Raw genomic sequence first — 20803 nt, 5'->3', positions numbered from 1 at the left:
CCTCGCGCGACAACGACCACCTGCCGGAATATACATCACCTACTTCCTGGCGGCCTTGCGGGCGGCGCGCACCATGGCGAGGTTCTCGGCGATCCCCGCGTGCGAGGGCAGCATGCGCGAGGCATTCAGGAACAACGCCTCCGCGCGCTCGAGCCTGCCGGTCTTGTAGTTGGCCATCCCGCACAGGTTCAGGGCATTGATGTCGTTCGGCGCGAGTCGCAGGGCGCGTTCGAGATGGTCGATCGCGCGTTCGCCGTCGCCCGAGCGCAGCGCGTGCTGGCCGAGGAAGAGCAGCGCCTCCGGGCGGCCGGTCCAGTCCGCGAAGGCGTCCTTCCATTTCTCGCGCAGCTTCGCGTAGTACGGCTCGAGTCGTTCCGGCGTGTAGTTGTGGCCGAAGCCGGCGCCGGATTCACCCGCGTGCGCGTGCCAGATGCCGGTGACCTCGTCGACGAAGCGGAACGCCGTGCGCGTCGCGAGGTTGACGAAGAAGTCGTGGTCCTCGATCAGGTCGAACTGCTCGTCGAAACGCGCGCCCTCGTCCAAGAGGCTGCGGTGGAACAGCGTCCCGGCCGGAGTCGAGCGCGACTGGTAGTAGAGCTGCGCATGGAATCCGGCGAATCCGCAATGGCCGATCGTTGCGCCCGCGGGATCCACCACGCGCGTGCGCGAATACACGACGCGCTCACCGGAAGCACGCGGCGCTCGGAGCAGGGTTTCGAGATGGCCCGGCAGGAATTCATCGTCGTCGTCGAGGAAATTGAGCCATTCGCCGCATGCCGCGCCCAGGCACAGGTTGGCGGCCACCGGCCGTGGCAGCACGCCGTCGGCTTCGGCACGGACCAGCCGCAGCGGGCGGCCGCGATGGTGGTCGGGCAGCGGCCGGTGGGCATGTCCGCAAGCCGCGGCGACCACGATCTCGACCGACGGCCACGTCTGCGCGGCGATCGAATCCAGGGTCCGACCCAACGTTGCCCGATCCATGCTGCGCACGAGCACGGATACCTGTTCGACCGCGCTCGCGTGCTGCATGTCCACGGCTGCTCCGTCAGGCGAGCTTCTTGTAGCGCAGGCGGTGCGGCTGGGCGGCCTCGTCGCCGAGGCGGCGCTTCTTGTCTTCCTCGTACTCGCGGTAGTTGCCCTGGAAGAACTCGACGTGCGAGTCGCCTTCGAAGGCGAGGATGTGCGTGGCGATGCGGTCGAGGAACCAGCGGTCGTGCGAGATCACGAACGCATTGCCCGGGAACTCGAGCAGCGCATCCTCGAGCGCGCGCAGGGTTTCGATGTCGAGGTCGTTCGACGGTTCGTCGAGCAGCAGCACGTTGCCGCCCTGCAGCAGGGTCTTGGCGAGATGCAGGCGGCCGCGTTCGCCGCCGGACAGCGAGCCCACCATCTTCTGCTGGTCCTGGCCCTTGAAGTTGAAGCGGCCGATGTACGCGCGCGACTGGATCTCGATGCCGTTGATGTTCAGGATGTCGGCGCCGCCGGAGACTTCCTGGAACACGTTGTGGTTGCCTTCGAGCTTTTCGCGGCTCTGGTCGACGTAGGCGATCTTGACCGTCGGACCGACGATGATCTCGCCCTTGTCGGGCTTTTCCTGGCCCGTGATCATCTTGAACAGGGTCGACTTGCCGGCGCCGTTCGGGCCGATGATGCCGACGATCGATCCCGGCGGCACGATGAAGCTGAGATCGTCGATGAGCAGGCGGTCGCCGAACGACTTCGAGACGTTCCTGAACTCCATCACCGAGCTGCCGAGGCGCTCGCCCGGCGGGATGAAGATCTCGTTGGTCTCGTTGCGCTTCTGGTACTCGACCGATTGCAGCTCCTCGATGCGCGCGAGGCGCGCCTTGCCCTTGGAGCGGCCGCCCTTGGCATTCTGGCGCGCCCACTCGAGTTCGCGCTGGATCGCCTTCTGGCGCGCTTTCTCCTGGTTCTCTTCCTGCTTGAGGCGCTCGTCCTTCTGCTCGAGCCACGAGGAATAGTTGCCCTTCCACGGGATGCCACGGCCGCGGTCGAGCTCGAGGATCCATTCGGCCGCATTGTCGAGGAAGTAGCGATCGTGGGTGACAGCGACGACCGTGCCGGGGAAATCGGCGAGGAAGTGCTCGAGCCACTCGACCGATTCGGCGTCGAGGTGGTTGGTCGGTTCGTCGAGCAGCAGCATGTCGGGCTTGGACAGCAGCAGGCGGCACAGCGCGACGCGGCGCTTCTCGCCGCCCGACAGCTTGCCGACGACCGCGTCCCACGGCGGCAGACGCAGCGCGTCGGCGGCGACCTCGAGCTGGCGCTCGAGCGCATGGGCGTCGGACGCGGCGAGGATGTTCTCGAGGCGCTGCTGCTCGGCGGCGAGCTTGTCGAAATCGGCGCCTTCCTCGCCGTACGCGGCGTAGACCTCTTCGAGGCGCTTCTGCGCGTCGAGCACTTCCGACACGCCTTCCTCGACGGCTTCGCGCACGGTCTTGCCGGGGTCGATCTGCGGTTCCTGCGCGAGGTAGCCGACCTTGATGCCCGGCTGCGGTCGCGCCTCGCCCTGGAAGTCGGTGTCGACGCCGGCCATGATCTTCAGCACGGTCGACTTGCCGGCGCCGTTCAGGCCGAGCAGGCCGATCTTCGCGCCCGGGAAGAACGACAGGGAAATGTCCTTGATGATCTGGCGCTTGGGCGGGACGACCTTGCTGACGCCGATCATCGTGTAGATGTATTGCATGCCTGGGCTCCGGGCGTGGACGCGCCGGCGGCGCGGGTGCGCTCCGGGCGTGGAATCTGCGGGATAGCCGGGCATTATCGCCGATCGGCGGGGCAGCCGTCATGCGCCCGGTTCGGACGGCCAAATCGGCGCGCGGGCAAAGCCCGCCGCGGCGCGCATAAACCGGTAAAATGAGCGGTTCCCCCGTCCTGCCCAGGTGACGCGCCGATGTTTTCCAAGGATGCCCGTATCGAAGGCTTCGATCCCGAACTCGCCCAGGCGATCGCCGCCGAGCGCCGCCGCCAGGAGGACCACGTCGAGCTGATCGCGTCCGAGAACTACGCGAGCCCGCGCGTGCTCGAGGCGCAGGGCTCGGTGCTGACCAACAAGTACGCCGAGGGCTATCCGGGCAAGCGCTATTACGGCGGCTGCGAATACGTGGACGTCGCCGAGTCGCTCGCGATCGAACGGGTCAAGCGGCTCTTCGACGCCGACTACGCGAACGTGCAGCCGCACTCGGGCTCGCAGGCCAACCAGGCGGTCTATTTCGCGCTGCTGAGCCCCGGTGACACGATCCTCGGCATGAGCCTCGCCCACGGCGGCCATCTCACGCACGGCGCGAAGGTCAACCTCAGCGGCAAGATCTTCAACGCCGTGCAGTACGGCATCGATCCGGCCACGGGCCGCGTCGACTACGACGAGATCGAGAGGCTCGCGCTCGAGCACAAGCCGAAGATGGTCGTCGCCGGTTTCTCGGCCTATTCGCAGGTGCTCGACTGGGCGCGCTTCCGCGCGATCGCCGACAAGGTCGGCGCCTGGCTGTTCGTCGACATGGCGCACATCGCCGGCCTCGTCGCCGCGGGCGTCTACCCGAGTCCGCTGCCGCACGCGCACGTCGTGACGTCGACCACGCACAAGACGCTGCGCGGCCCGCGCGGCGGCATCATCGTCGCGAAGAACGCGTCGGAAGACCTCGTCAAGAAGCTGCAGAGCGTCGTCTTCCCGGGCATCCAGGGCGGTCCGCTCATGCACGTGATCGCGGCCAAGGCGGTCGCCTTCAAGGAAGCGCTCGAGCCCGCGTTCAAGGACTACCAGCGCCAGGTCGTGAAGAATGCGCAGGCGATGGCCGGCGCGTTCATCGCGCGTGGCTACAGGATCGTCTCCGGTGGCACCGAGAACCATCTCATGCTGATCGACCTGATCGGCCGCGACGTGACGGGCAAGGATGCCGAGGCCGCGCTCGGCGAGGCGCACATCACGGTCAACAAGAACGCGGTGCCGAACGACCCGCGCTCGCCGTTCGTCACCTCGGGCCTGCGCGTCGGCACGCCCGCGGTGACCACGCGCGGCTACAGGGAGCAGGACTGCGTCGACCTCGCCAACTGGATCTGCGACGTTCTCGACGCGCCCGGCGATGCCGGCGTGATCGCGCGCGTGCGCGAGCAGGTCACCGCGCAGTGTCGTCGGTATCCGGTGTATGGCTGAGAAGCCGTGATGGGTGATTCGTGATTCGGCCACAGCCGGCTCGACGGAGCCGGTCGACTCCTTTCGAACTGCCGTTTTCATCCACTGGCCGCGATCGAATCGTTGCCGCCAATCACCACCACCAATCTCCACCACCAATCACGAATCACCAATCACGTCTCTCCGATGCACTGCCCGTTCTGCCAGCACGAAGACACCCGCGTCATAGACTCGCGCGTCTCCGACGACGGCAGCACGATCCGCCGCCGGCGCGAATGCGAGGCCTGCGGCGAGCGGTTCAACACGTTCGAAACCGCCGAAATCAAGCTGCCGAACGTCGTCAAGGGTGACGGCCGGCGCGAAGCGTTCGACGAAGGCAAGCTGCGCACCGGCTTCATGCGCGCGCTGCAGAAGCGCCCGGTCGGCAGCGAGCAGGTCGATGCGGCCGTGCGCGCGGTGGTCGAAAGCCTGCGCCGCAGCGGCGAGCGCGAGGTGCCGTCGATGCGCATCGGCGAACTCGTCATGCGCGAGCTGAAGACGCTCGACCACGTCGCCTACGTGCGCTTCGCCTCGGTGTATCGCAGCTTCGAGGACGTGCAGGCGTTCCGTGAGGAGATCGAACGGCTCGAGCGCGACCTGCCCTCGCTCGAAGGCCTGCAACTGTCGCTGCTCGGCGACCCCAAGCCGGGCAAGGCCAAGAGCTGACGTGTTCGCGCCTCACGACCACGCGCTGATGGCGCACGCGCTGCGCCTCGCCGCGCATGGCCTCGCGACGACCCGACCGAACCCGCGCGTCGGCTGCGTGATCGCGCGTGGCGACGCGATCGTCGGCGAAGGCTGGCACCGGCGCGCGGGCGAACCCCACGCGGAAGTGCTCGCGCTGCAGGCGGCCGGCGCCGACGCGCGCGGCGCGACCGCCTACGTGACGCTCGAACCCTGCGGCCTGCACGGCCGCACGCCGCCGTGCGCCGATGCGCTCGTCGATGCCGGTGTCGCGCGCGTGGTGATCGCGGCCGAAGATGCGGCCCAGCGCGGCGGCGGTGGGCTAGAGCGCCTGCGCGCGGCGGGCATCGCGGTCGAAACCGGACTCATGCGCGACGCCGCGCGCGAACTCAACAGAGGCTTCTTCGCGCGCGTCGAACGCAACCGCCCGTGGCTGCGGCTCAAGCTCGCTATGAGCCTCGACGGCCGCACCGCGCTCGCCGGCGGCGAGTCGAAATGGATCACCGGCGAAGCTGCGCGCACCGACGTGCAGCGCTGGCGCGCGCGCAGTTGCGCGCTACTCACCGGCAGCGGCACCGTACTCGCCGACGATCCGCGCCTCACCGTGCGCCTCGACGACGCGCCGGCCGACGCCGTCGGGCCGCTGCGCGTCGTGCTCGACTCCGACTTGCGCACGCCGCGCGGCGCGCACGTGCTCGACGGCTGCGCGCCGACGCTCGTGCTGCATGCGCCGGGCATGCGTGCCCGGGACGACCGTTTCGCCGCGGTCGAACTCGCCGCCCTCGAGCGCGCCGGCAGCGGACTCGACCTCGGCGCGGCACTCGCGCTGCTCGCCGCGCGCGGCATGAACGAAGTGCAGGTCGAAGCGGGCCCGACCCTGGGCGGCGCGCTGTTCGCTGCCGGGCTGGTCGACGAGCTGCTGCTGTACGTCGCCCCCGTGCTGCTCGGCGACGATGCGCGCGCATTGCTCGCGCTGCCGCCGCTCGCGTGCATGGCTGATCGCGCGCGGCTGCGCGTGCACGAGCAACGCATGGTCGGCGACGACATCCGCCTGCTGTTGCGCCCGGCCGCCGACTAGGTTCGAGTCCCTTCTTCCCACGGGAGAAGGCCACCACCAGGAGAGAGACCCCGTGTTCACCGGAATCATCCAGGCCGTCGGCCGCATCGCCTCGCGTGAGTCGCGTGGCACTGGCGCGCGACTCGTCATCGACGCCGGCGCGCTCGACCTCGCCGACGTGACGATGGGCGACAGCATCGCGGTCGCCGGCGTCTGCCTCACCGTCGTCGCGATCGAGGGGGCGTGCTGGGCGGCCGACGTGTCGGCCGAGACGCTCGCGCGCACGACGATCGGCAACCTCGCCGTCGGCACCGGCGTGAACCTCGAGAAGGCGCTGCGCCTCGCCGACCGCCTCGGCGGGCATCTCGTCTCCGGGCACGTCGACGGCGTCGGCCGCGTACTCGGCGTGGACGGCGACGGCGCGTCGCAGCGCTGGCGCTTCGGCCTGCCGCGCGCGCTCGCGCGCTACGTCGCGGTCAAGGGTTCGATCTCGGTCGACGGCACCAGCCTCACCGTGAACGAGGCCGGCGACGACGACTTCGGCGTGACCCTGATCCCGCACACGCTCGCGGCGACGACGTTCGGCGAGCGCAGCGTCGGCGACGCGGTGAACATCGAAGTCGACCTCATCGCGCGCTACGCCGAACGGCTCGCGGGACACGCGCCCGCGTGACGACGACGCGGCGACGCGCCGCCCACCGAAGCTGCCCGCGCGCGGGCACGACCGCACACCGAAACAGGCTGCCAGCATGTCCTTCGCCACCATTCCCGAACTGCTCGCCGACATCCGCGCGGGCCGCATGGTCGTCATCGTCGACGACGAGGACCGCGAGAACGAGGGCGACCTCATCATGGCCGCCGAGAAGGTGCGCCCGGAGGACGTCAATTTCATGGCGCGCGAGGGGCGCGGGCTGATCTGCCTGTCGATGACGCGCGCGCGCTGCCGCCAACTCGGCCTGAAACCCATGGTCGAAACGAACACGTCGCCGCACCACACCAACTTCACCGTCTCGATCGAGGCCGCCGAAGGCGTCACGACCGGCATTTCCGCCTACGACCGTGCCCACACGATCCGCACGGCGGTACGCGTCGGCGCCGGGCCGCAGGACATCGTGCAGCCGGGCCACATCTTCCCGCTCGCGGCGGCGCCGGGCGGCGTGCTCGCGCGCGCCGGACATACCGAGGCGGCGAGCGACCTCGCCGCGCTCGCCGGGCTGGAGCCTGCCGGCGTGCTCGTCGAGGTGCTCAGCGAGGACGGCACGATGGCGCGCCGGCCCGAACTCGAGGCGTTCGCGGCGAAGCATGGCCTGCGCATCGGCACGATCGCCGACCTGATCCGCTACCGGCTCGAAACCGAGAAGTCCGTCGAGCGCGTGCACGAGGCGACGGTCGATACCGAATTCGGCCGCTTCCGCCTCGTCGCCTGGCGCGACGTGCTCGCGCGCGAACTGCATTTCGCGCTCGTGCGCGGCGTCGTCGACGACGGCGCACCGGTGCTCACGCGCGTGCACGTGCGCAACACGCTTTCGGACGTGCTGCACCTCCAGCGCGACGACCTCGGCCTCACCGTGACCGCCGCGCTGCGGCGCATCGCCGCCGAGGAGCGCGGCGTGGTCGTCGTGCTCGCGGCGGACGACGACGCCGATGCACTGCTCGGGCGCCTGCGCGGCGCCGCACCCGGCGAGGCCGGCACGCCCGCGCAATGGCGCCGGCTCGGCCTCGGCGCGCAGATCCTGGCCGACCTCGGCGTGCGCCGGCTGCGCGTGCTCGGCACGCCGCGCAAGCTCGTTGGCCTCGCCGGGTTCGGGCTCGAGGTCGAGGGGTATGTGGGGGAGAGCGAGGACTGAGGGCCGAAGAGCGTCGCGGCTTCCGCCGCTCCTGCAGATGCGGCCCCCGCTTCTGTGGGACCAACTGTCTCGATGCCACCGCGATGCTCTCGCCCTCGCGCGAACGCCTGGCGTTCACTGCAGGAACCTGTGGGCGACCGCGGCGTCGCAAGGCACCGAGGGGCGACGGTCGCGCGCAGGGTGCGTGCCTGCAGGGGGCGTGCGCCGTGCGCATGTGGGAGCAACTGTCATGTCTGCAGCGGCGCTTCCAGCGCTCCCCTTCAAGGGGAGGGTTGGGTGGGGATGGCGTTGCTTTGTCGCTTCCCAGCGTGCCGGCGCCCGCGCAACCACCGCGACGCCCCGCTAAACTCCAGCCCTCAGCCCTCGACCCTCGTTCCCGCCCATGCCCACCCTCACCGGCGAACTGCGCCCCGTCGCGCAAGCGCGCTACGCGATCGTCGCGAGTCGCTGGAACCCGCGCATCGTCGATGTGCTGGTCGACGGCGCGCGCCGTGCGCTGCACGACCATGGCGTCGCCGACGAGGCGATCGACCTCGTGCGCGTGCCCGGTGCGTGGGAGATCCCGCAGGCCGCAGCCAGGCTCGCCGGCGGCGGTCGCGTCGCGGCGATCCTCGCGCTCGGCTGCGTCGTGCGAGGCGACACGCGCCACTACGAACACGTCGCGGACGGCTGCGCCGAGGGCCTCATGCGCGTCGCGCTCGAGCACGGCCTGCCCGTGCTGAACGGCGTGCTCGCGGTCGAGCGGCACGCCGACGCGGAAGCACGCGCAGGCGGCGTGCACGGCAACAAGGGCGAGGAAGTCGCGCTCGCCGCGCTGGAAATGACCGATCTGTGGAGACAGCTGTGACGACGACCCCGCAACCCGCCGGCATCGACCCGGCCGCGCGCTCGCGCGCGCGCCGACGCGCGCTGCAGGCGATCTATGCCTGGCAGATGAGCGGCAATCGCATCGATGGCGTCATCGACCAGTTCCGCCACGAACAGGACATGCAGATCGCCGACCTCGAGTACTTCGAGGAACTGGTGCGCGGCGTCGTGCGTTCGCACATGGAACTCGACGCCGCGATCGCGCCGTTCCTCGATCGCGAGATCGCGCGCGTCGACCCGATCGAGCGCGCGGTCCTGCGCATCGCCGCCTACGAACTGCGCGACCGCCTGGACGTGCCGTATCGCGTCGTCATCAACGAGGCGGTGGAGACGACCAAGCGCTTCGGTGCCGAACATGGGCATACCTACGTCAATGGCGTGCTCGACAAGCTCGCCGCGACGTTCCGCGCGGCCGAGTACGGCGCGACGCGGCGCTGACGGGTGGGCGCGCATCCGATGGGCGCGGCGACGCTCGTCTTCGCAGCTGCTGCGCTGCTCGGGATCCTGCAGGTCGCCGGCATCATCACCGGTGTCGACGTGCTGATCGCGCCCCCGTACTGGCACCATCACTGGCACGACCACGGTGCCATTCGTACTGCCGCGCTGCTGGCGCCGCCATTGCTTGCGCTCGCATGGGCATTGCGCGGCGGTGCCGCCCCCAGGGGCGATATCGCCATGCGCGTGGCCCTGCTGGTACTCGCGAGCTTCGCCTGGCAGGTGCTCGCGATGCTCACGTATCCGCAGGCGTTCGATCGCCTGCATGCGATCGTGTCGTCGCCCGTAGCGACCAGCTACCTGACCGACGCGCTCGCCATTGCGGACGTGCGTACGTGGTTGGCTGGTTTTGACCACGCGACGCTGTCGCTGCATTCATCCACTCATCCGCCGGGCGGCGTGCTGTTCTACTACGGTTTCCTGTGCCTGTTCGGAGCCTCGGCCGCGCCCTTGGCCGGGGCGCTCGCGATCGCGCTGCTGGCGGCCTGCGGAGTGGCGGCGATGTGGCTGTTCTCGCGCTTGTGGACGACCGATGCCGCGGCGCGACTGCAGGCCTGCGCGTGTACGCGGTGTTGCCGGGGCTGGTCGTGTTCTTGCCCGCGTTCGATCAGATCTATCCGATGCTGGCGATGCTGGTCATCTTCGCCTGGGTGCGCGCGACGGAGGGTTCCGCCATACAGGCGGTCATGCTTGGTGCGCTCGTCTTCGTCGTGACCATGATGGCCTGGAATTTGCTCGCACTCGGTGGGTTCGCGGTCCTGCACGCGGTTCATCTGCTTCGTCGCGAGCGCTTCGCGAAGGCCGCTTGGCTGCGCCTCGCGATGATCGCGTCGATCGCGTCCGGCGTCGCGATCGGACTGCATGCCGTGCTGTACCTGCTGACCGGCTACGATGCGCCGGCCAGCTTCGTGCGTGCGCTTGCGACCCAGCGGGCGATCGCGCTGCCCGACCGGACCTGGGCATTGTGCGCCGGGCTCGATCCGCTGTACTTCCTGCTCGCTGCAGGGCTGCCGTTGTTGCCCTTGCTGGCGTGGTCCCTGCGCGACGCGCGCGAGTGGTCGTTCGTGAGTCGCTCTGGCCCGGCGCTGGCGTGGCTGGGCGTCGCGACGATCCTGCTGATCGACGTTTCCGGCCTGTTGCGTGCCGAAACCGCACGCGTGTGGCTGTTCCTGCAGCCGTTCGTCGTGGCACCCGCCGCGTTGGCGCTGTCGCGAGTCGGGCGCGCGCAACGAGCGACCGTATTCGTGTTGCAATGGCTCATCCTCGTCGTGCTGGTCGCGCGGGTGCCGTTCATCGAACCGTGAAGCGAGGGGCGGGGGCGCATGGAATTCGACCTGATCGAGCTGATCCGCACGCGCTGCGCGGTGCAGCGTGCCGACGTGCGCCTCGGCATCGGCGATGACGCCGCGCTGCTGGCGCCGCCGGCCGGGCACGAGCTCGCGGTCAGCACCGACACCCTCGTCGGCGGCGTGCATTTCCCGTTCGCGACATCGGCACACGACCTTGGATGGAAGGCGCTCGCGGTGAACCTGTCCGACCTCGCCGCGATGGGCGCGACACCGGCCTGGTCGCTGCTCGCGCTGACCCTGCCCGAGGCCACGCGCGAATTCGTCGCCGAGTTCATCGACGGCTACGCCGAACTCGCCGCGCAGCACGGCGTCGCCCTCGTCGGCGGCGACACCACGCGCGGCCCGCTCGCGATCGGCGTGACCGTGCACGGTTTCGTCGCGCCGGGTCGCGCGTTGCGCCGCGACGGCGCGCAGGCAGGCGATCTCGTGTTCGTGACCGGCACGCTCGGCGACGCCGCGGCCGGCCTGCGCTGCCTCGATCGCCGCGATACGCGCGCGCAGGCGCTGTTCAATGCGCCGCCGGATACGCGCGAGACGCTCGTCGCGCGACTCAACCGGCCGACGCCGCGGGTCGCCGCCGGCGCTGCGCTGCGCGACGTCGCGAGCGCGTGCATCGACGTCTCCGACGGCCTGCTGGCGGATCTCGGCCATATCGCCGAGCGCAGCGGCGTCGGCATCGAGATCGATGCCGGTGCGCTGCCGGCGTCGTCGGCGCTGCTGACCTTGTTCGAACGTGAAGAGCGCCTCGTGCTGCAGGCGACCGGCGGCGACGACTACGAACTCGCGTTCTGCGTGCCGGCCGCGCGTGCGGGCGACGTGCAGCGCGACCTCGCGCGCATCGGCTGCGGCGCGACGCGCATCGGCCGCGTCGTCGCCGGTGAGCGCGTGCGCCTGTTCGACGGCGACGGCAGCGAGCTCGTGCCCGAACGTTCCGGCTGGGACCACTTCGCGTGAGACTCGACGCCGCGCAGCGGCGCGCGCTGCTCGTCCACCCGGGCGGGTGGATTGCGTGCGGCTTCGGTTCGGGCCTCAGCCCGTGGGCGCCGGGCACGGCCGGATCCGCGGCGGCGCTGGTGCCGTGGCTCGCATTGCGCGAGCTCGACGTGCCGTACTACGTGCTGGTCGTCGCGATCGCGTTCGCGATCGGCGCATGGGCGTCGAACGTCGCGATCGATCGCCTGCGCATCGCCGATCCGGGCGCGGTCGTCTGCGACGAATTCGTCGGTCAGTGGATCGCCCTGCTGCCGCTCGTGCTGGCGCCGCGCGGATGGCCGTGGGTCGCCGTCGCATTCGGCCTGTTCCGCCTGTTCGACGTCTGGAAACCGTGGCCGGTATCGTGGGCCGATCGCCGCATCCACGGCGGCGTCGGCGTGATGCTCGACGACGTCATCGCCGGAGCGTACGCGGCCTTGGTCCTCGCGCTCGCATTGCGAGCGACCTGAGCCGCGCCCGCCGAAGCATCGGCGGCGCGGCAGACCGGCGTCGGGTCACTGGCAGGGATCGCCCGCGTCGGCGTCCGACGTGCAGCGCGCGCGCGAGCGATGGCGGAACGTGCCGCCGTAGTTCGCGAGCCGTCCGGGCGCGGCCTGGGTGTTGATGACGTTGTACGCCATGAAGCCCGTGACCGGCAGGCCGGCGAGTTGCACGTGCACGCCGTCTCCGGTCGTACCGGCACGCAGGCGATGCTGGCCGTCGCCGTGCGCGAGATCGAGCGTGAGCGCGCCGGTGTCCCCATGCGTCCAGAACGAATCCCAGGCACTGGCCAGCATCGGCGGGACCGCGAGGCGCGAGCCGAACACGCCGCTGGTGCCTGCGTCGGCGAATGCGAGCACGCCGACCTGATGACCGAACGTGGCGACGTGGCTGGGGCATGGGATCGGCGAGCCGCAGTTGCCCGCCGGCGGCCACGCCGACGCGCCCTCGCGATCGAACATCGACTCGGTCGACGCGGATACGCGTGACTCGCCGTTCGCGGTGGCGCCGAACGGCTCGACGAACGGGGCCACGTCGACGCCGGGATAGCGGGCCTTGTCGACGTAGAACTGGCGTGTCGGGAACGTCACGACCCAATCGGTATTGGCGCCGAGCGCGGCGCCGATCACGAATTCGTTGTAGATCGAGTCGGCCATGAAGACGGCGCTGACCGCGTCGATCGCGTTCTCGTAGTCGAGCGCGAGCGCGTCGCCGGACGGCGACGACACGCTCGCGATCGCGCCGTCCGGGAACTGCGAGGCGGACGATCGCGCGCTCGACAGGTCGGGCGCAGTCGCGGTTCCCGTCCACAGCAGGGAAGGGGTGAAGCCGACGAGCGCGTCGGCGGCGTAAGTGTAGAACGTGCCTTCGCCGACGTTGGCGATCGCGCCGCTCCCTGCCAGACCGCCGGTCGGCGCGACGAGGTCGGTGGCAACCTGTTCCGGCAGGTTGCACGAGCGCGCGCCTTCGCCGGTACTGCCCGCGGGCGTGATCGCGATCGCGGTCGGGCTTCCCGGCACGATGTCGCCGAGCGCGATGACTTCGAGCATGCCCTCGCGCGTGCGCGCCGGCGTGGTCGGCCCGGTATCCTCGCGCGACGGTGCCGGCGCGTTCGCGTCGAAAGACGTCGTCGTGAACGGTGCCGGGTAGGTCAGCGACTGCACGCAGCTCGAGTCGCTCGACAGCAGGCGCGCGCCGCTGCCCGCGCTGCCGTCGATCGTCGACACCGCAGCGCTCCAGGCGTCGTGCGGGGACAGGAACAGGTTGAACGTGAGCGTCTCGCGACCGTTGTAGGCCTCGCGGAACGCGACGTGCACGGCCTTGCCGACGTCGGCCGTGTTGAGGATCGTCAGCAGCGTGTCCTGGCCGCTGTTGACCGTGTAGTACGGATAGACGAGCACCTGGCCCAATCCGCGTTGATCGAGCATGACGGCCTGCGCGGCTGGGACGGCGGCGCAGGCGAGGCAGGCCGCGACGAGGCCTCGGCGGATCCGGATCGTGGACATGGAGCGCTCCTCAGGGGCTGCGGAAGGATGCAACCGTTGCCGCGTTGTCTACAACGGCATTTACAGTAGCTTGCCGGGATTCAGGATGCCATCCGGGTCGAACTGCGCCTTGACCGCGCGCATCAGCGCGAGCGCATGCGCATCGAGCGCGCGCGGCATGAACTCGCGCTTGGCGAGGCCGATGCCGTGTTCACCCGACAGCGTGCCGTCGAGGCGGATGACCACGTCGAACAGCTCGTCGAGCGCGCGCGCGGCGCGCGCCTGCTCCGCTTCGTCGCGCGGCAGCAGGTTTACGTGCAGGTTGCCGTTGCCGGCGTGGCCGAAGCAGACGATCGGCAGTGCGTGCTTCGCGGCGATCGCGCGCGTCGCCGCGACGAGCTCGGGCACGCGGCTCACGGGTACGACCACGTCTTCGTTGATCTTGTTCGGCGACAGCGTGCGCAATGCGGGTGAGAGCGCCTTGCGCGCGGCCCACAGTGCGGCGACTTCGGCCTCGCCGTCGGCGACCGCGAGATCCTCGAGTCCTTCACCGCGCGCGGCGCGCGCGATCGCATCGACCGCGGCGGGCAGCGTACCGGCCTCGCCGTCGATTTCGATCACGAGCATCGCGCCGGCGAGCGGGATCGCGTCGCCGCCATGGCCGCGCGCGAGGCGCAGGCATTCGTCGTCGAGGAATTCGAGCGCGCACGGCGTGACCGGCTGCGCCATGATCCGGGCCACCGCCCCGGCGGCCGCGCCGACATCGGCGTAGGTCGCGCGCAAGGTGCGCTTCGTGGACGCGAGCGGGACGAGCTTCAACGTCGCTTCGGTGACGAGGGCGAGCGTGCCTTCGGAGCCGACGAGCAGGCGCACGAGGTCGTAGCCGGTCGAGCCCTTCGTCGTCGGCGTGCCGCAGCGGAATTCCGTGCCGTCGCCGGCTACCGCGCGCAGCGCGAGCACGTTGTCGCGGGTGGCGCCGTATTTCACCGCGCGCGGCCCGCCGGCGTTGCAGGCGATGTTGCCGCCCACCGAGCAGAACGGTGCCGAAGTGGGGTCGGGTGCCCAGAACAGCCGGTAGGGCGCCAGCGCGGCCTGCAGGTCGCCATTCAGCACCCCCGGCTCGACCACCGCGATGCGGTCGTCGGAGACGATGCGCAGCACGCGGTTCATGCGCTCGAAGCTCGCGACGACGCCGCCCTGCACCGGTACGCTCGCGCCGGTCGTATTGGTGCCGCGGCCGCGCGCGACGAGTGGAACCCGATGCTCGCGGCAGGTGCGCACGAGCGCGACGACCTGTTCGTGCGAGGCCGGGAACACCACTGCGTCCGGCATCGCCTGGCGCCGGGAGTTGTCGTACCCGTACACGAGGCAATCGGCGGGCTCCGTGCTCAGCGCATCGCCCGCGAAGACGCGTTGCAGGTCGGTGAGGGCGGCGGCGGTCAGCATGGCGCGACGTCAGTCGACGTACTCGAACACCTTGACGACCTTCTCAACGCCGCTGACCTCGCGCGCGATGCCTGTCACCGCCTCGTCCTCCTCGCGCGTGACCTTGCCCATGAGGTAGACGACGCGGTGTGCGGTGGTCACGTTCACGCGCGTCGGATCGAAGCCGTCGATGCTCGTGAGGTCGAGCAGCGCGGTCTTCACGTGCAGCGAGATCGTGTTGTCGCGGCGGCGCGACCAGAAGCCTTCCGGCTCCTGCACCGCCAGCTCGTTGACGATGCGGCGCGTGCCCTCGAAGCCGCTCACGAGGCGTTCGGCGCGCGCCTTGAGTTCGGGCGTGCGCACTTCGCCGGCGAGCAGGATCACGCCGTTGTAGACGACGATGCGCACGTCGTTGCGCAGCGCGAGTTCCTTGTCCTTGTTGAACGCATCGTGCACGCCGAGCGAGAGGCGCTTGTCGTCGACGTAGGTGCCGACGTCGCGGCGATCGTGCGCCGCGCTCGCGCCGACCGCCGCACCGCCGACGACCGCGGCGACGCAGCCGCCGAACAGCGGCAGCGCGCAGAGCAGCAGGAACAGGGCGCGGTTCGGTACACGGTGCATGGAGGATCCTCAATCGGTTTCGAAAGCGTTGCGCAGCCAGTGCACCCGCGCGTCCGCACCGTCGCCGGCGATCGCGACGACGTCGAAGCGGCAGGCGGCGTCGGCGTACGCGGGATGCTGGGCGAGGAACATCGCGGCGGCACGCTGCAGGCGCGCGCGCTTGGCCGCGCCGACCGACTCGGCGCCGTCGCCGTAGCGGCTGGTGCCGCCGCTGCGGCGGTAGCGCACCTCGACGAACACCAGCGTGGCCGCGTCGCGCATGACGAGGTCGAGCTCGCCGTAGCGGCAGCTGTAGTTGCGCGCGATCGGCACGAGCCCCGCGCGTTGCAGCTCGGCGCAGGCGAAATCCTCGTAGCGCGCGCCCGCCTCGCGTCGCGCGGCGGCGCCCGGGTTCATGGCTGCAGCGGCGCGCTGTCGAGCGCGCCGTCGATCGGCAGCGCGATGCCGTTCTGGAAGCGCGCCCAGCCGACGAGGCGATGGATGCGCCCGAAACTGTCCGCGGTCAGTTCGCCGGTCGCGCCGTTGAGGTACGAGTCCGGATGGGTGAGCAGCCAGTCCATGTACGGCAGCAGCGCGTAGGCGTCCATGCCGAACGCGAACAGGCGCCCGCCGAGCCCGTTGGCGGTATCGATGCGGGTCGCGACGCGGTTGCGGTCGGGACGGCCCGGGATGCTGCCGAACAGCCACGGCGCATCGCAGAACTCGACGCCATCGAGGTCGCGGTCGAGCGCGGCGTTGGCATCACCGGCATAGACGTGCGAGGTCGCGAAGACCGGCAGGTTGACGCCCGCGACCCTGAGTTGCGGCAGCAGCAGCCGCGCCTGCTGCGGGCGCGTGCTGACGAACACGCCGGCATCCGTGCCGCTGCCGAGGCTGCCGGTCGCCTGCAGGATCTGCGTCGAATAGTTCACGTCCTTGTCCGGGATGCGCGTCTCGCCCGCGATGACGCCGCCGGCGGCTTCGAACTGGGCGCGGAACGCGCGCGCCGCGCGCTCGGCCCAGTCCGCGGTCGCGGCGAGGATCGCCGCGCGCGTGATGCCGCGCGCGATCATGCGCTCGGCCACCTGCGCGCCTTCGGCGTCGGGCAACAGGCCGAACTCGGCGCTGCCGGGTGGCGGCACTTCGCCGGTATCCGGATGGTTGAGGGCGAGCACGCGCGCCCGCAGCGACTGGTGGAACAGCTCGCCGACGGACTCGCGCTGCAGCGGGCCGACCACGTGGTCGGCGCCATCGGCGACGGCGCGCTCGTAGGCGGCGATCGCGTCCGCGGGGGTGCGGCCCGAGTCGTAGATGCGCAATTCCGGGCGTCGCTCGCGCGCGTCGGCGAAATACGCGCTGAGGAAGCCGTCGCGCACTGACTGCGAGACCGTGGCGAATTGCGCGCTCAGCGGCAACAGCAAGGCGACATGGTGCAGCGAACTGTAGCCCTCGCTCTGCAGCGAACCGTTGCCACCGGGCTGCATCGTGCCGACCGGCCGGCTCGGCTTGGGCAATGCACGTGCGAGCGGCTGGCCCTTGCCGCGCAGCGCCTGTTCGACCCACGGCCGCAGCGGATCGTCGGCGCGCAGGCGTTCGACACCCGTGCGCAGCGCATCGACGTCGAGCCCGGCGAGTGCATCGACGAGCTGGCGGCGATTCTGTTCACGGTCACCGCCCTGCAGGTCGCGATCGAGCAGCGCGCGTGAATGCGCCGAGGCGAACCGCTCGCCGCGCGCGAGGTCGGCGCGCGCGCGCAATTCCAGCGCGCGGACGCGCACCGCTTCGGACGGATCGTCGCCGAGGCCCGCGAGCAGTTCGTCCGCCTGGCCGATGTCGCCGTGCCGGATCGCGATCTCGGCATCGAGCAGGTCGAGGCGCTGCGGTTCGTCGCCGTGCAGCCGGCGGCGCTTGATGTCGCCGAGCGCGCGCGCCGCGCCATCGAGATCGCCGCGATCACGCAGCACCTCGGCCGCGCGCAGGCGGTAGTGCGCGGCCGCGTCACCGCGCGAACCCGCGGCGAGGGCGAGGAATTCGTTCGCGGCCTGGTCGAGCTGGCCGTCCGCATAGAGACGTTCGGCATGGTCCGCCTGCGCCGTCGCGGCGGTGCCGCCGCCAGCGACGTGCTGCGACAGGTCGCCCATCGTCGCGCACGCCGCGAGCGCGGCGCAGAGCAGGGCGGTCGCGACGGGGCGGGCGTGGCGCGCGATCACGGTTCCAGCGAATCGGCGAAGCATGGGTGGCGTCCCTCCGGCGGCGTGATGCGCTACGCTGGAATGATAGCCGATCGCGCGGACGAGCCCGTCGCGACGACGCCGGACGGAACGCGATGGAGCGGAAACGAGGCAAGTTGTTCATCGTCGCCACGCCGATCGGCAACCTCGACGACCTGTCGCCGCGCGCGCGCGAGGTGTTGCGCACCGTCGCCCTCGTCGCCGCGGAGGACACGCGCCACAGCGCGCCGCTGCTCGCCCATGCGGGCAGCCGCGCGCGCGCGTTCGCGCTGCACGAGCACAACGAACGCGAGCAGGCCGAGCGCGTCGTCGAGCGCCTGCTCGACGGCGACGACGTCGCGCTCGTCTCCGATGCGGGCACGCCGCTCGTCAGCGATCCGGGCTACCGGCTCGTGCGCGCGGCGCGCGAGGCCGGCTGCGAGGTCTCGCCCGTGCCCGGTCCCTGCGCGGCGATCGCCGCGCTGTCCGTCGCCGGGCTCGCCAGCGACCGCTTCGTGTTCGAGGGCTTCCTGCCGGCGAAGGCGGCCGCGCGCCGCGAACGGCTCGTCGCGCTCGCCGCCGAGGCGCGCACGCTGATCTTCTACGAATCGAGCCATCGCATCGTCGAAGCGCTCGCCGACCTGGTCGCGGTCTTCGGCGCCGCGCGCGCGGCCGTGCTCGCGCGCGAGCTGACCAAGCTGTTCGAAACCGTCATTGCCGCGCCACTCGCCGACATCCAGGCGCGCGTGCTCGCCGACCCCGACCAGCAGCGCGGCGAATTCGTGCTCGTCGTCGCCGGCGCCGAGGGGGAGGCCGCCGACGCGACGCTCGCCGAGGGGCGGCGCGTGTTCGCGCTGCTGCGCGAGGAACTGCCGCCCGCGCGCGCGGCCAAGCTCGCCGCGGCGATCACCGGCGCGCCGCGCAAGGCGCTGTACGAGTAGGTCGCCGTCGCCCGCCCGTGCATGGCGGGCCGGATGCGCGCACCTGCTAGACTGTGCGCGGAGTCGGCCAGGCAGCCGCGAGGCCGCAAGGCTTCGAGGAAAGTCCGGGCTCCACAGGGCAGGGTGCCAGGTAACGCCTGGGCGGCGCGAGCCGACGGAAAGTGCAACAGAGAGCAGACCGCCGATGGCCTCGCGAGAGGATCAGGCAAGGGTGAAACGGTGCGGTAAGAGCGCACCGCGAGTCCGGCAACGGACCGGCACGGCAAACCCCACCCGGAGCAAGACCGAATAGGGGGACCATGGCGCGGCCCGCGTCGTCCCCGGGTTGGTTGCTCGAGCCGTGCGGCGACGCACGGCCTAGAGGAATGGCTGCCCACGACAGAACCCGGCTTATCGGCCGACTTCACTCCTTCGCGTCGCCCGCGCACGGTCCGCCGTGCGCGGGCGGGCGCGTTCAGGCCGGCGAGGCATCCGGCTTCAGGCGATAGAAGCGCTGACGCGTGCCGAACACGAGTTCGATGCGATCGGCATGCACGCGTTCGAATGCATCGATGGCGGCCTTCGGGCTCGCACCGGGTTCGCCCGGATCCGTCGGCGAGGTCCACAGGTAATCGTCGAAGCCGATGATGCCGCCGGGCTTGAGCAGGCGCAGCGCGAGCACCGCGTCCTCCAGCACGTGGCGCGCGAAGTGGCTGCCGTCGACGTAGACGACGTCGAACGAGGCGCGCGGCATCTGCGGCAGCAGGTCGAAGCTCTCGCCCAGCAGCAACTTGATGCGGTCCTCGTGGCCGCCGATGCGCGCGTTGCGCAGGAACGTGTCGCGCGTCGAGGCGTCGACCTCGGGCGTGGTCGGGTCGGGCAGGTACGGGTCGATCGCGACGACCTGCGACTGCGGATGCGTGAAGATCGCATCGAGCATCATGTTCGCCGACACGCCGTCGAACGCGCCGATCTCGAGTACGCGAACGGGTGCGTCCGTCGCGAGATGCTCGCGCCATGCATCGAACTGGTCGACGTACCAGCCCCATTGCTTGATGCCATCGTACTTGTCCCAGGGCCGCGTGGCCGCCCCGCCAGCCATTGGCATCGCCGGCGCGCCCGCCGTCGCGATCCGGCCTTCGCACCAGGCGAGGTTCTGCGCGATGCGCGCGCGCTCGCCGGCCGGGACGAGCTGCAGCAGTTCATGGTTGAGCGCCGCCGCGGCCGAACGGCGGCCGAGCCAGTACAGCGCGACCGCATCGAGGTCCTTGAGGCGCCAGGTGTAGACGTCGGTCTCGACGAACAACGCCTCGCGCGGCACGGCGATCGCACGCCCGGCTTCGGCGACGAGGTGCACGAGGCGGTGCTGGCCCGTGCGCTGGTACTGCAGCGCGAGCGCATGCAGCGGCTCGGCGCGCTCGGGGAAGCGCTGCCACGTGTCGAGCAGGCGCGCGGCCGCTTCGTCGTCGCGGCCAAGCCGCTGCAGGCACAGGCCGGTGCGGTAGGACGAATAGAACACTTCCTCGGCCCATCCGCCCATCGCCTCGCGGCGCGCGTACCACGTGATCGCGTTCGTGAAGTCGCCGAGGTCGTAGTACGAATTGGCGAGGTAGAACACGTGGCGCGCATTGCCGGGTTCGCCGCGCAGCGCTTCGGACAGCAGCGCGATGTCGCGCTCGTACTTGCCCGCGCGGTTCGCGCCCGACGCATGGTCGAGGAACGCAATGCCATCGAGCAGCGGGCGCGGGCGATCGCCGACGTCGAGGTATTCGTGCGTGACGCCGCGATAGCGGGCGGGAACGTCGCGTCGCAGCAGGCGCACGTTCGGGTATTCGAAGCCGTCCGCACTGCGCTGGATGATCGAATGGACCGCGCCGTCGAGGTGGTCGCGGAAATCCCGGCGCGCGACCTGGAGTTCCATGTCCGCGTCGCAGAGCAGCAGGTAGTCGAAATCCAGGCCGCTCTGCAGCGCGAGGTCGAGCGCGTCGTTGCGCGCCTGCTCGAAATGGCGGAACGTGCCTTCGCCCACCACGCCGCGGATGCCGAGGCGATCGAAATGGGCGCGGATGCGCGCGACGGTGTCGTCGCTCGAGCCGGTGTCGAGGATCGCATAGCAGTCGACGTGCGGCGCGGTGGCCGCGAGGCAGCGTTCGATGATCGCGGCTTCGTTCTTCACGATCATGTTGAGGCAGAGTCGCGCCAT

General features: G+C 70.6%; 20 protein-coding genes and 1 other RNA gene. 13 read left to right on the top strand and 8 right to left on the bottom strand.

Features of this window, described 5'->3' with window-relative positions:
• Positions 1-39: 39 nt before the first annotated feature.
• The gene (locus EV148_RS00520) at positions 40-1029 is read right to left on the bottom strand and encodes a tetratricopeptide repeat protein (protein ID WP_241987970.1); all 990 of its coding nucleotides are present in this window, start codon (positions 1027-1029) and stop codon (positions 40-42) included.
• Between the two features lie 16 nt (positions 1030-1045).
• Entirely contained in the window at positions 1046-2707 is a 1662-nt protein-coding gene (gene ettA / locus EV148_RS00515) for an energy-dependent translational throttle protein EttA (RefSeq protein WP_131991861.1), read from the bottom strand.
• Positions 2708-2914: 207 nt separating this feature from the next.
• Here ettA and glyA point away from each other — a divergent pair, with 207 nt between their 5' ends.
• From glyA to EV148_RS00460, 11 genes are all read left to right on the top strand, one after another.
• Entirely contained in the window at positions 2915-4171 is a 1257-nt protein-coding gene (glyA, locus tag EV148_RS00510) for a serine hydroxymethyltransferase (RefSeq protein ID WP_131991858.1), read from the top strand.
• 165 nt (positions 4172-4336) lie between these two features.
• Complete coding sequence (gene nrdR / locus EV148_RS00505; RefSeq protein ID WP_131991855.1) at positions 4337-4855, top strand: transcriptional regulator NrdR; 519 nt, start codon at positions 4337-4339, stop codon at positions 4853-4855.
• Positions 4856-4883: 28 nt separating this feature from the next.
• Positions 4884-5951 carry a bifunctional diaminohydroxyphosphoribosylaminopyrimidine deaminase/5-amino-6-(5-phosphoribosylamino)uracil reductase RibD gene (gene ribD, locus EV148_RS00500; protein ID WP_131993883.1) on the top strand — a complete coding sequence of 356 codons (1068 nt, stop codon included), beginning with the start codon at positions 4884-4886 and terminating at the stop codon, positions 5949-5951.
• Positions 5952-6003: 52 nt separating this feature from the next.
• Positions 6004-6603 carry a riboflavin synthase gene (locus EV148_RS00495; RefSeq protein WP_131991852.1) on the top strand — a complete coding sequence of 200 codons (600 nt, stop codon included), beginning with the start codon at positions 6004-6006 and terminating at the stop codon, positions 6601-6603.
• 76 nt (positions 6604-6679) lie between these two features.
• Positions 6680-7777, top strand: a complete 1098-nt coding sequence (ribB, locus tag EV148_RS00490) for a 3,4-dihydroxy-2-butanone-4-phosphate synthase (protein ID WP_131991849.1) — start codon at positions 6680-6682, stop codon at positions 7775-7777.
• Between the two features lie 382 nt (positions 7778-8159).
• Entirely contained in the window at positions 8160-8624 is a 465-nt protein-coding gene (gene ribH, locus EV148_RS00485) for a 6,7-dimethyl-8-ribityllumazine synthase (RefSeq protein WP_131991846.1), read from the top strand.
• Complete coding sequence (gene nusB / locus EV148_RS00480) at positions 8621-9082, top strand: transcription antitermination factor NusB (protein ID WP_131991843.1); 462 nt, start codon at positions 8621-8623, stop codon at positions 9080-9082. Before ribH ends, nusB begins: the two co-directional genes overlap by 4 nt.
• A gap of 3 nt (positions 9083-9085) precedes the next feature.
• On the top strand, positions 9086-9853 hold the full coding sequence (locus EV148_RS00475) for a hypothetical protein (RefSeq protein WP_131991840.1): 768 nt from the start codon (positions 9086-9088) through the stop codon (positions 9851-9853).
• Positions 9769-10443 (top strand): hypothetical protein, encoded by a 675-nt coding sequence (locus EV148_RS00470; protein WP_131991837.1) that lies wholly within the window; start codon positions 9769-9771, stop codon positions 10441-10443. Before EV148_RS00475 ends, EV148_RS00470 begins: the two co-directional genes overlap by 85 nt.
• Before the next feature lie 18 nt (positions 10444-10461).
• A complete protein-coding gene (thiL, locus tag EV148_RS00465) occupies positions 10462-11442 on the top strand; it encodes a thiamine-phosphate kinase (protein WP_131991834.1) in 981 nt (326 codons plus the stop codon).
• Entirely contained in the window at positions 11439-11930 is a 492-nt protein-coding gene (locus tag EV148_RS00460) for a phosphatidylglycerophosphatase A family protein (RefSeq protein ID WP_131991831.1), read from the top strand. Before thiL ends, EV148_RS00460 begins: the two co-directional genes overlap by 4 nt.
• Before the next feature lie 45 nt (positions 11931-11975).
• Here EV148_RS00460 and EV148_RS00455 read toward each other — a convergent pair whose 3' ends face one another.
• Genes EV148_RS00455 through EV148_RS00435 form a run of 5 tightly spaced genes read right to left on the bottom strand, consistent with a single transcriptional unit; the run spans position 11976 to position 17704 of the window.
• A complete protein-coding gene (locus tag EV148_RS00455; protein WP_131991828.1) occupies positions 11976-13466 on the bottom strand; it encodes a hypothetical protein in 1491 nt (496 codons plus the stop codon).
• Positions 13467-13526: 60 nt separating this feature from the next.
• Complete coding sequence (locus EV148_RS00450; RefSeq protein ID WP_131991825.1) at positions 13527-14891, bottom strand: FAD-binding oxidoreductase; 1365 nt, start codon at positions 14889-14891, stop codon at positions 13527-13529.
• A gap of 9 nt (positions 14892-14900) precedes the next feature.
• Entirely contained in the window at positions 14901-15491 is a 591-nt protein-coding gene (locus EV148_RS00445; RefSeq protein WP_131991822.1) for a BON domain-containing protein, read from the bottom strand.
• A gap of 9 nt (positions 15492-15500) precedes the next feature.
• A complete protein-coding gene (locus EV148_RS00440) occupies positions 15501-15887 on the bottom strand; it encodes a YraN family protein (RefSeq protein WP_131991819.1) in 387 nt (128 codons plus the stop codon).
• On the bottom strand, positions 15884-17704 hold the full coding sequence (locus tag EV148_RS00435) for a penicillin-binding protein activator (protein WP_131991816.1): 1821 nt from the start codon (positions 17702-17704) through the stop codon (positions 15884-15886). Before EV148_RS00435 ends, EV148_RS00440 begins: the two co-directional genes overlap by 4 nt.
• A 92-nt stretch (positions 17705-17796) precedes the next feature.
• Here EV148_RS00435 and rsmI point away from each other — a divergent pair, with 92 nt between their 5' ends.
• On the top strand, positions 17797-18621 hold the full coding sequence (gene rsmI / locus EV148_RS00430) for a 16S rRNA (cytidine(1402)-2'-O)-methyltransferase (protein ID WP_131991813.1): 825 nt from the start codon (positions 17797-17799) through the stop codon (positions 18619-18621).
• A 59-nt stretch (positions 18622-18680) separates the two neighbouring features.
• Positions 18681-19030, top strand: an RNA gene (rnpB, locus tag EV148_RS00425) — RNase P RNA component class A.
• A 45-nt stretch (positions 19031-19075) separates the two neighbouring features.
• Here rnpB and EV148_RS00420 read toward each other — a convergent pair.
• A complete protein-coding gene (locus tag EV148_RS00420) occupies positions 19076-20803 on the bottom strand; it encodes a class I SAM-dependent methyltransferase (protein WP_131991810.1) in 1728 nt (575 codons plus the stop codon).

Source organism: Dokdonella fugitiva (genome assembly GCF_004342425.1).
GTDB lineage: Bacteria > Pseudomonadota > Gammaproteobacteria > Xanthomonadales > Rhodanobacteraceae > Dokdonella_A > Dokdonella_A fugitiva.
The sequence above is the reverse complement of the archived record's forward strand: the minus strand, read 5'-3'. Positions and strand labels throughout refer to the sequence as shown.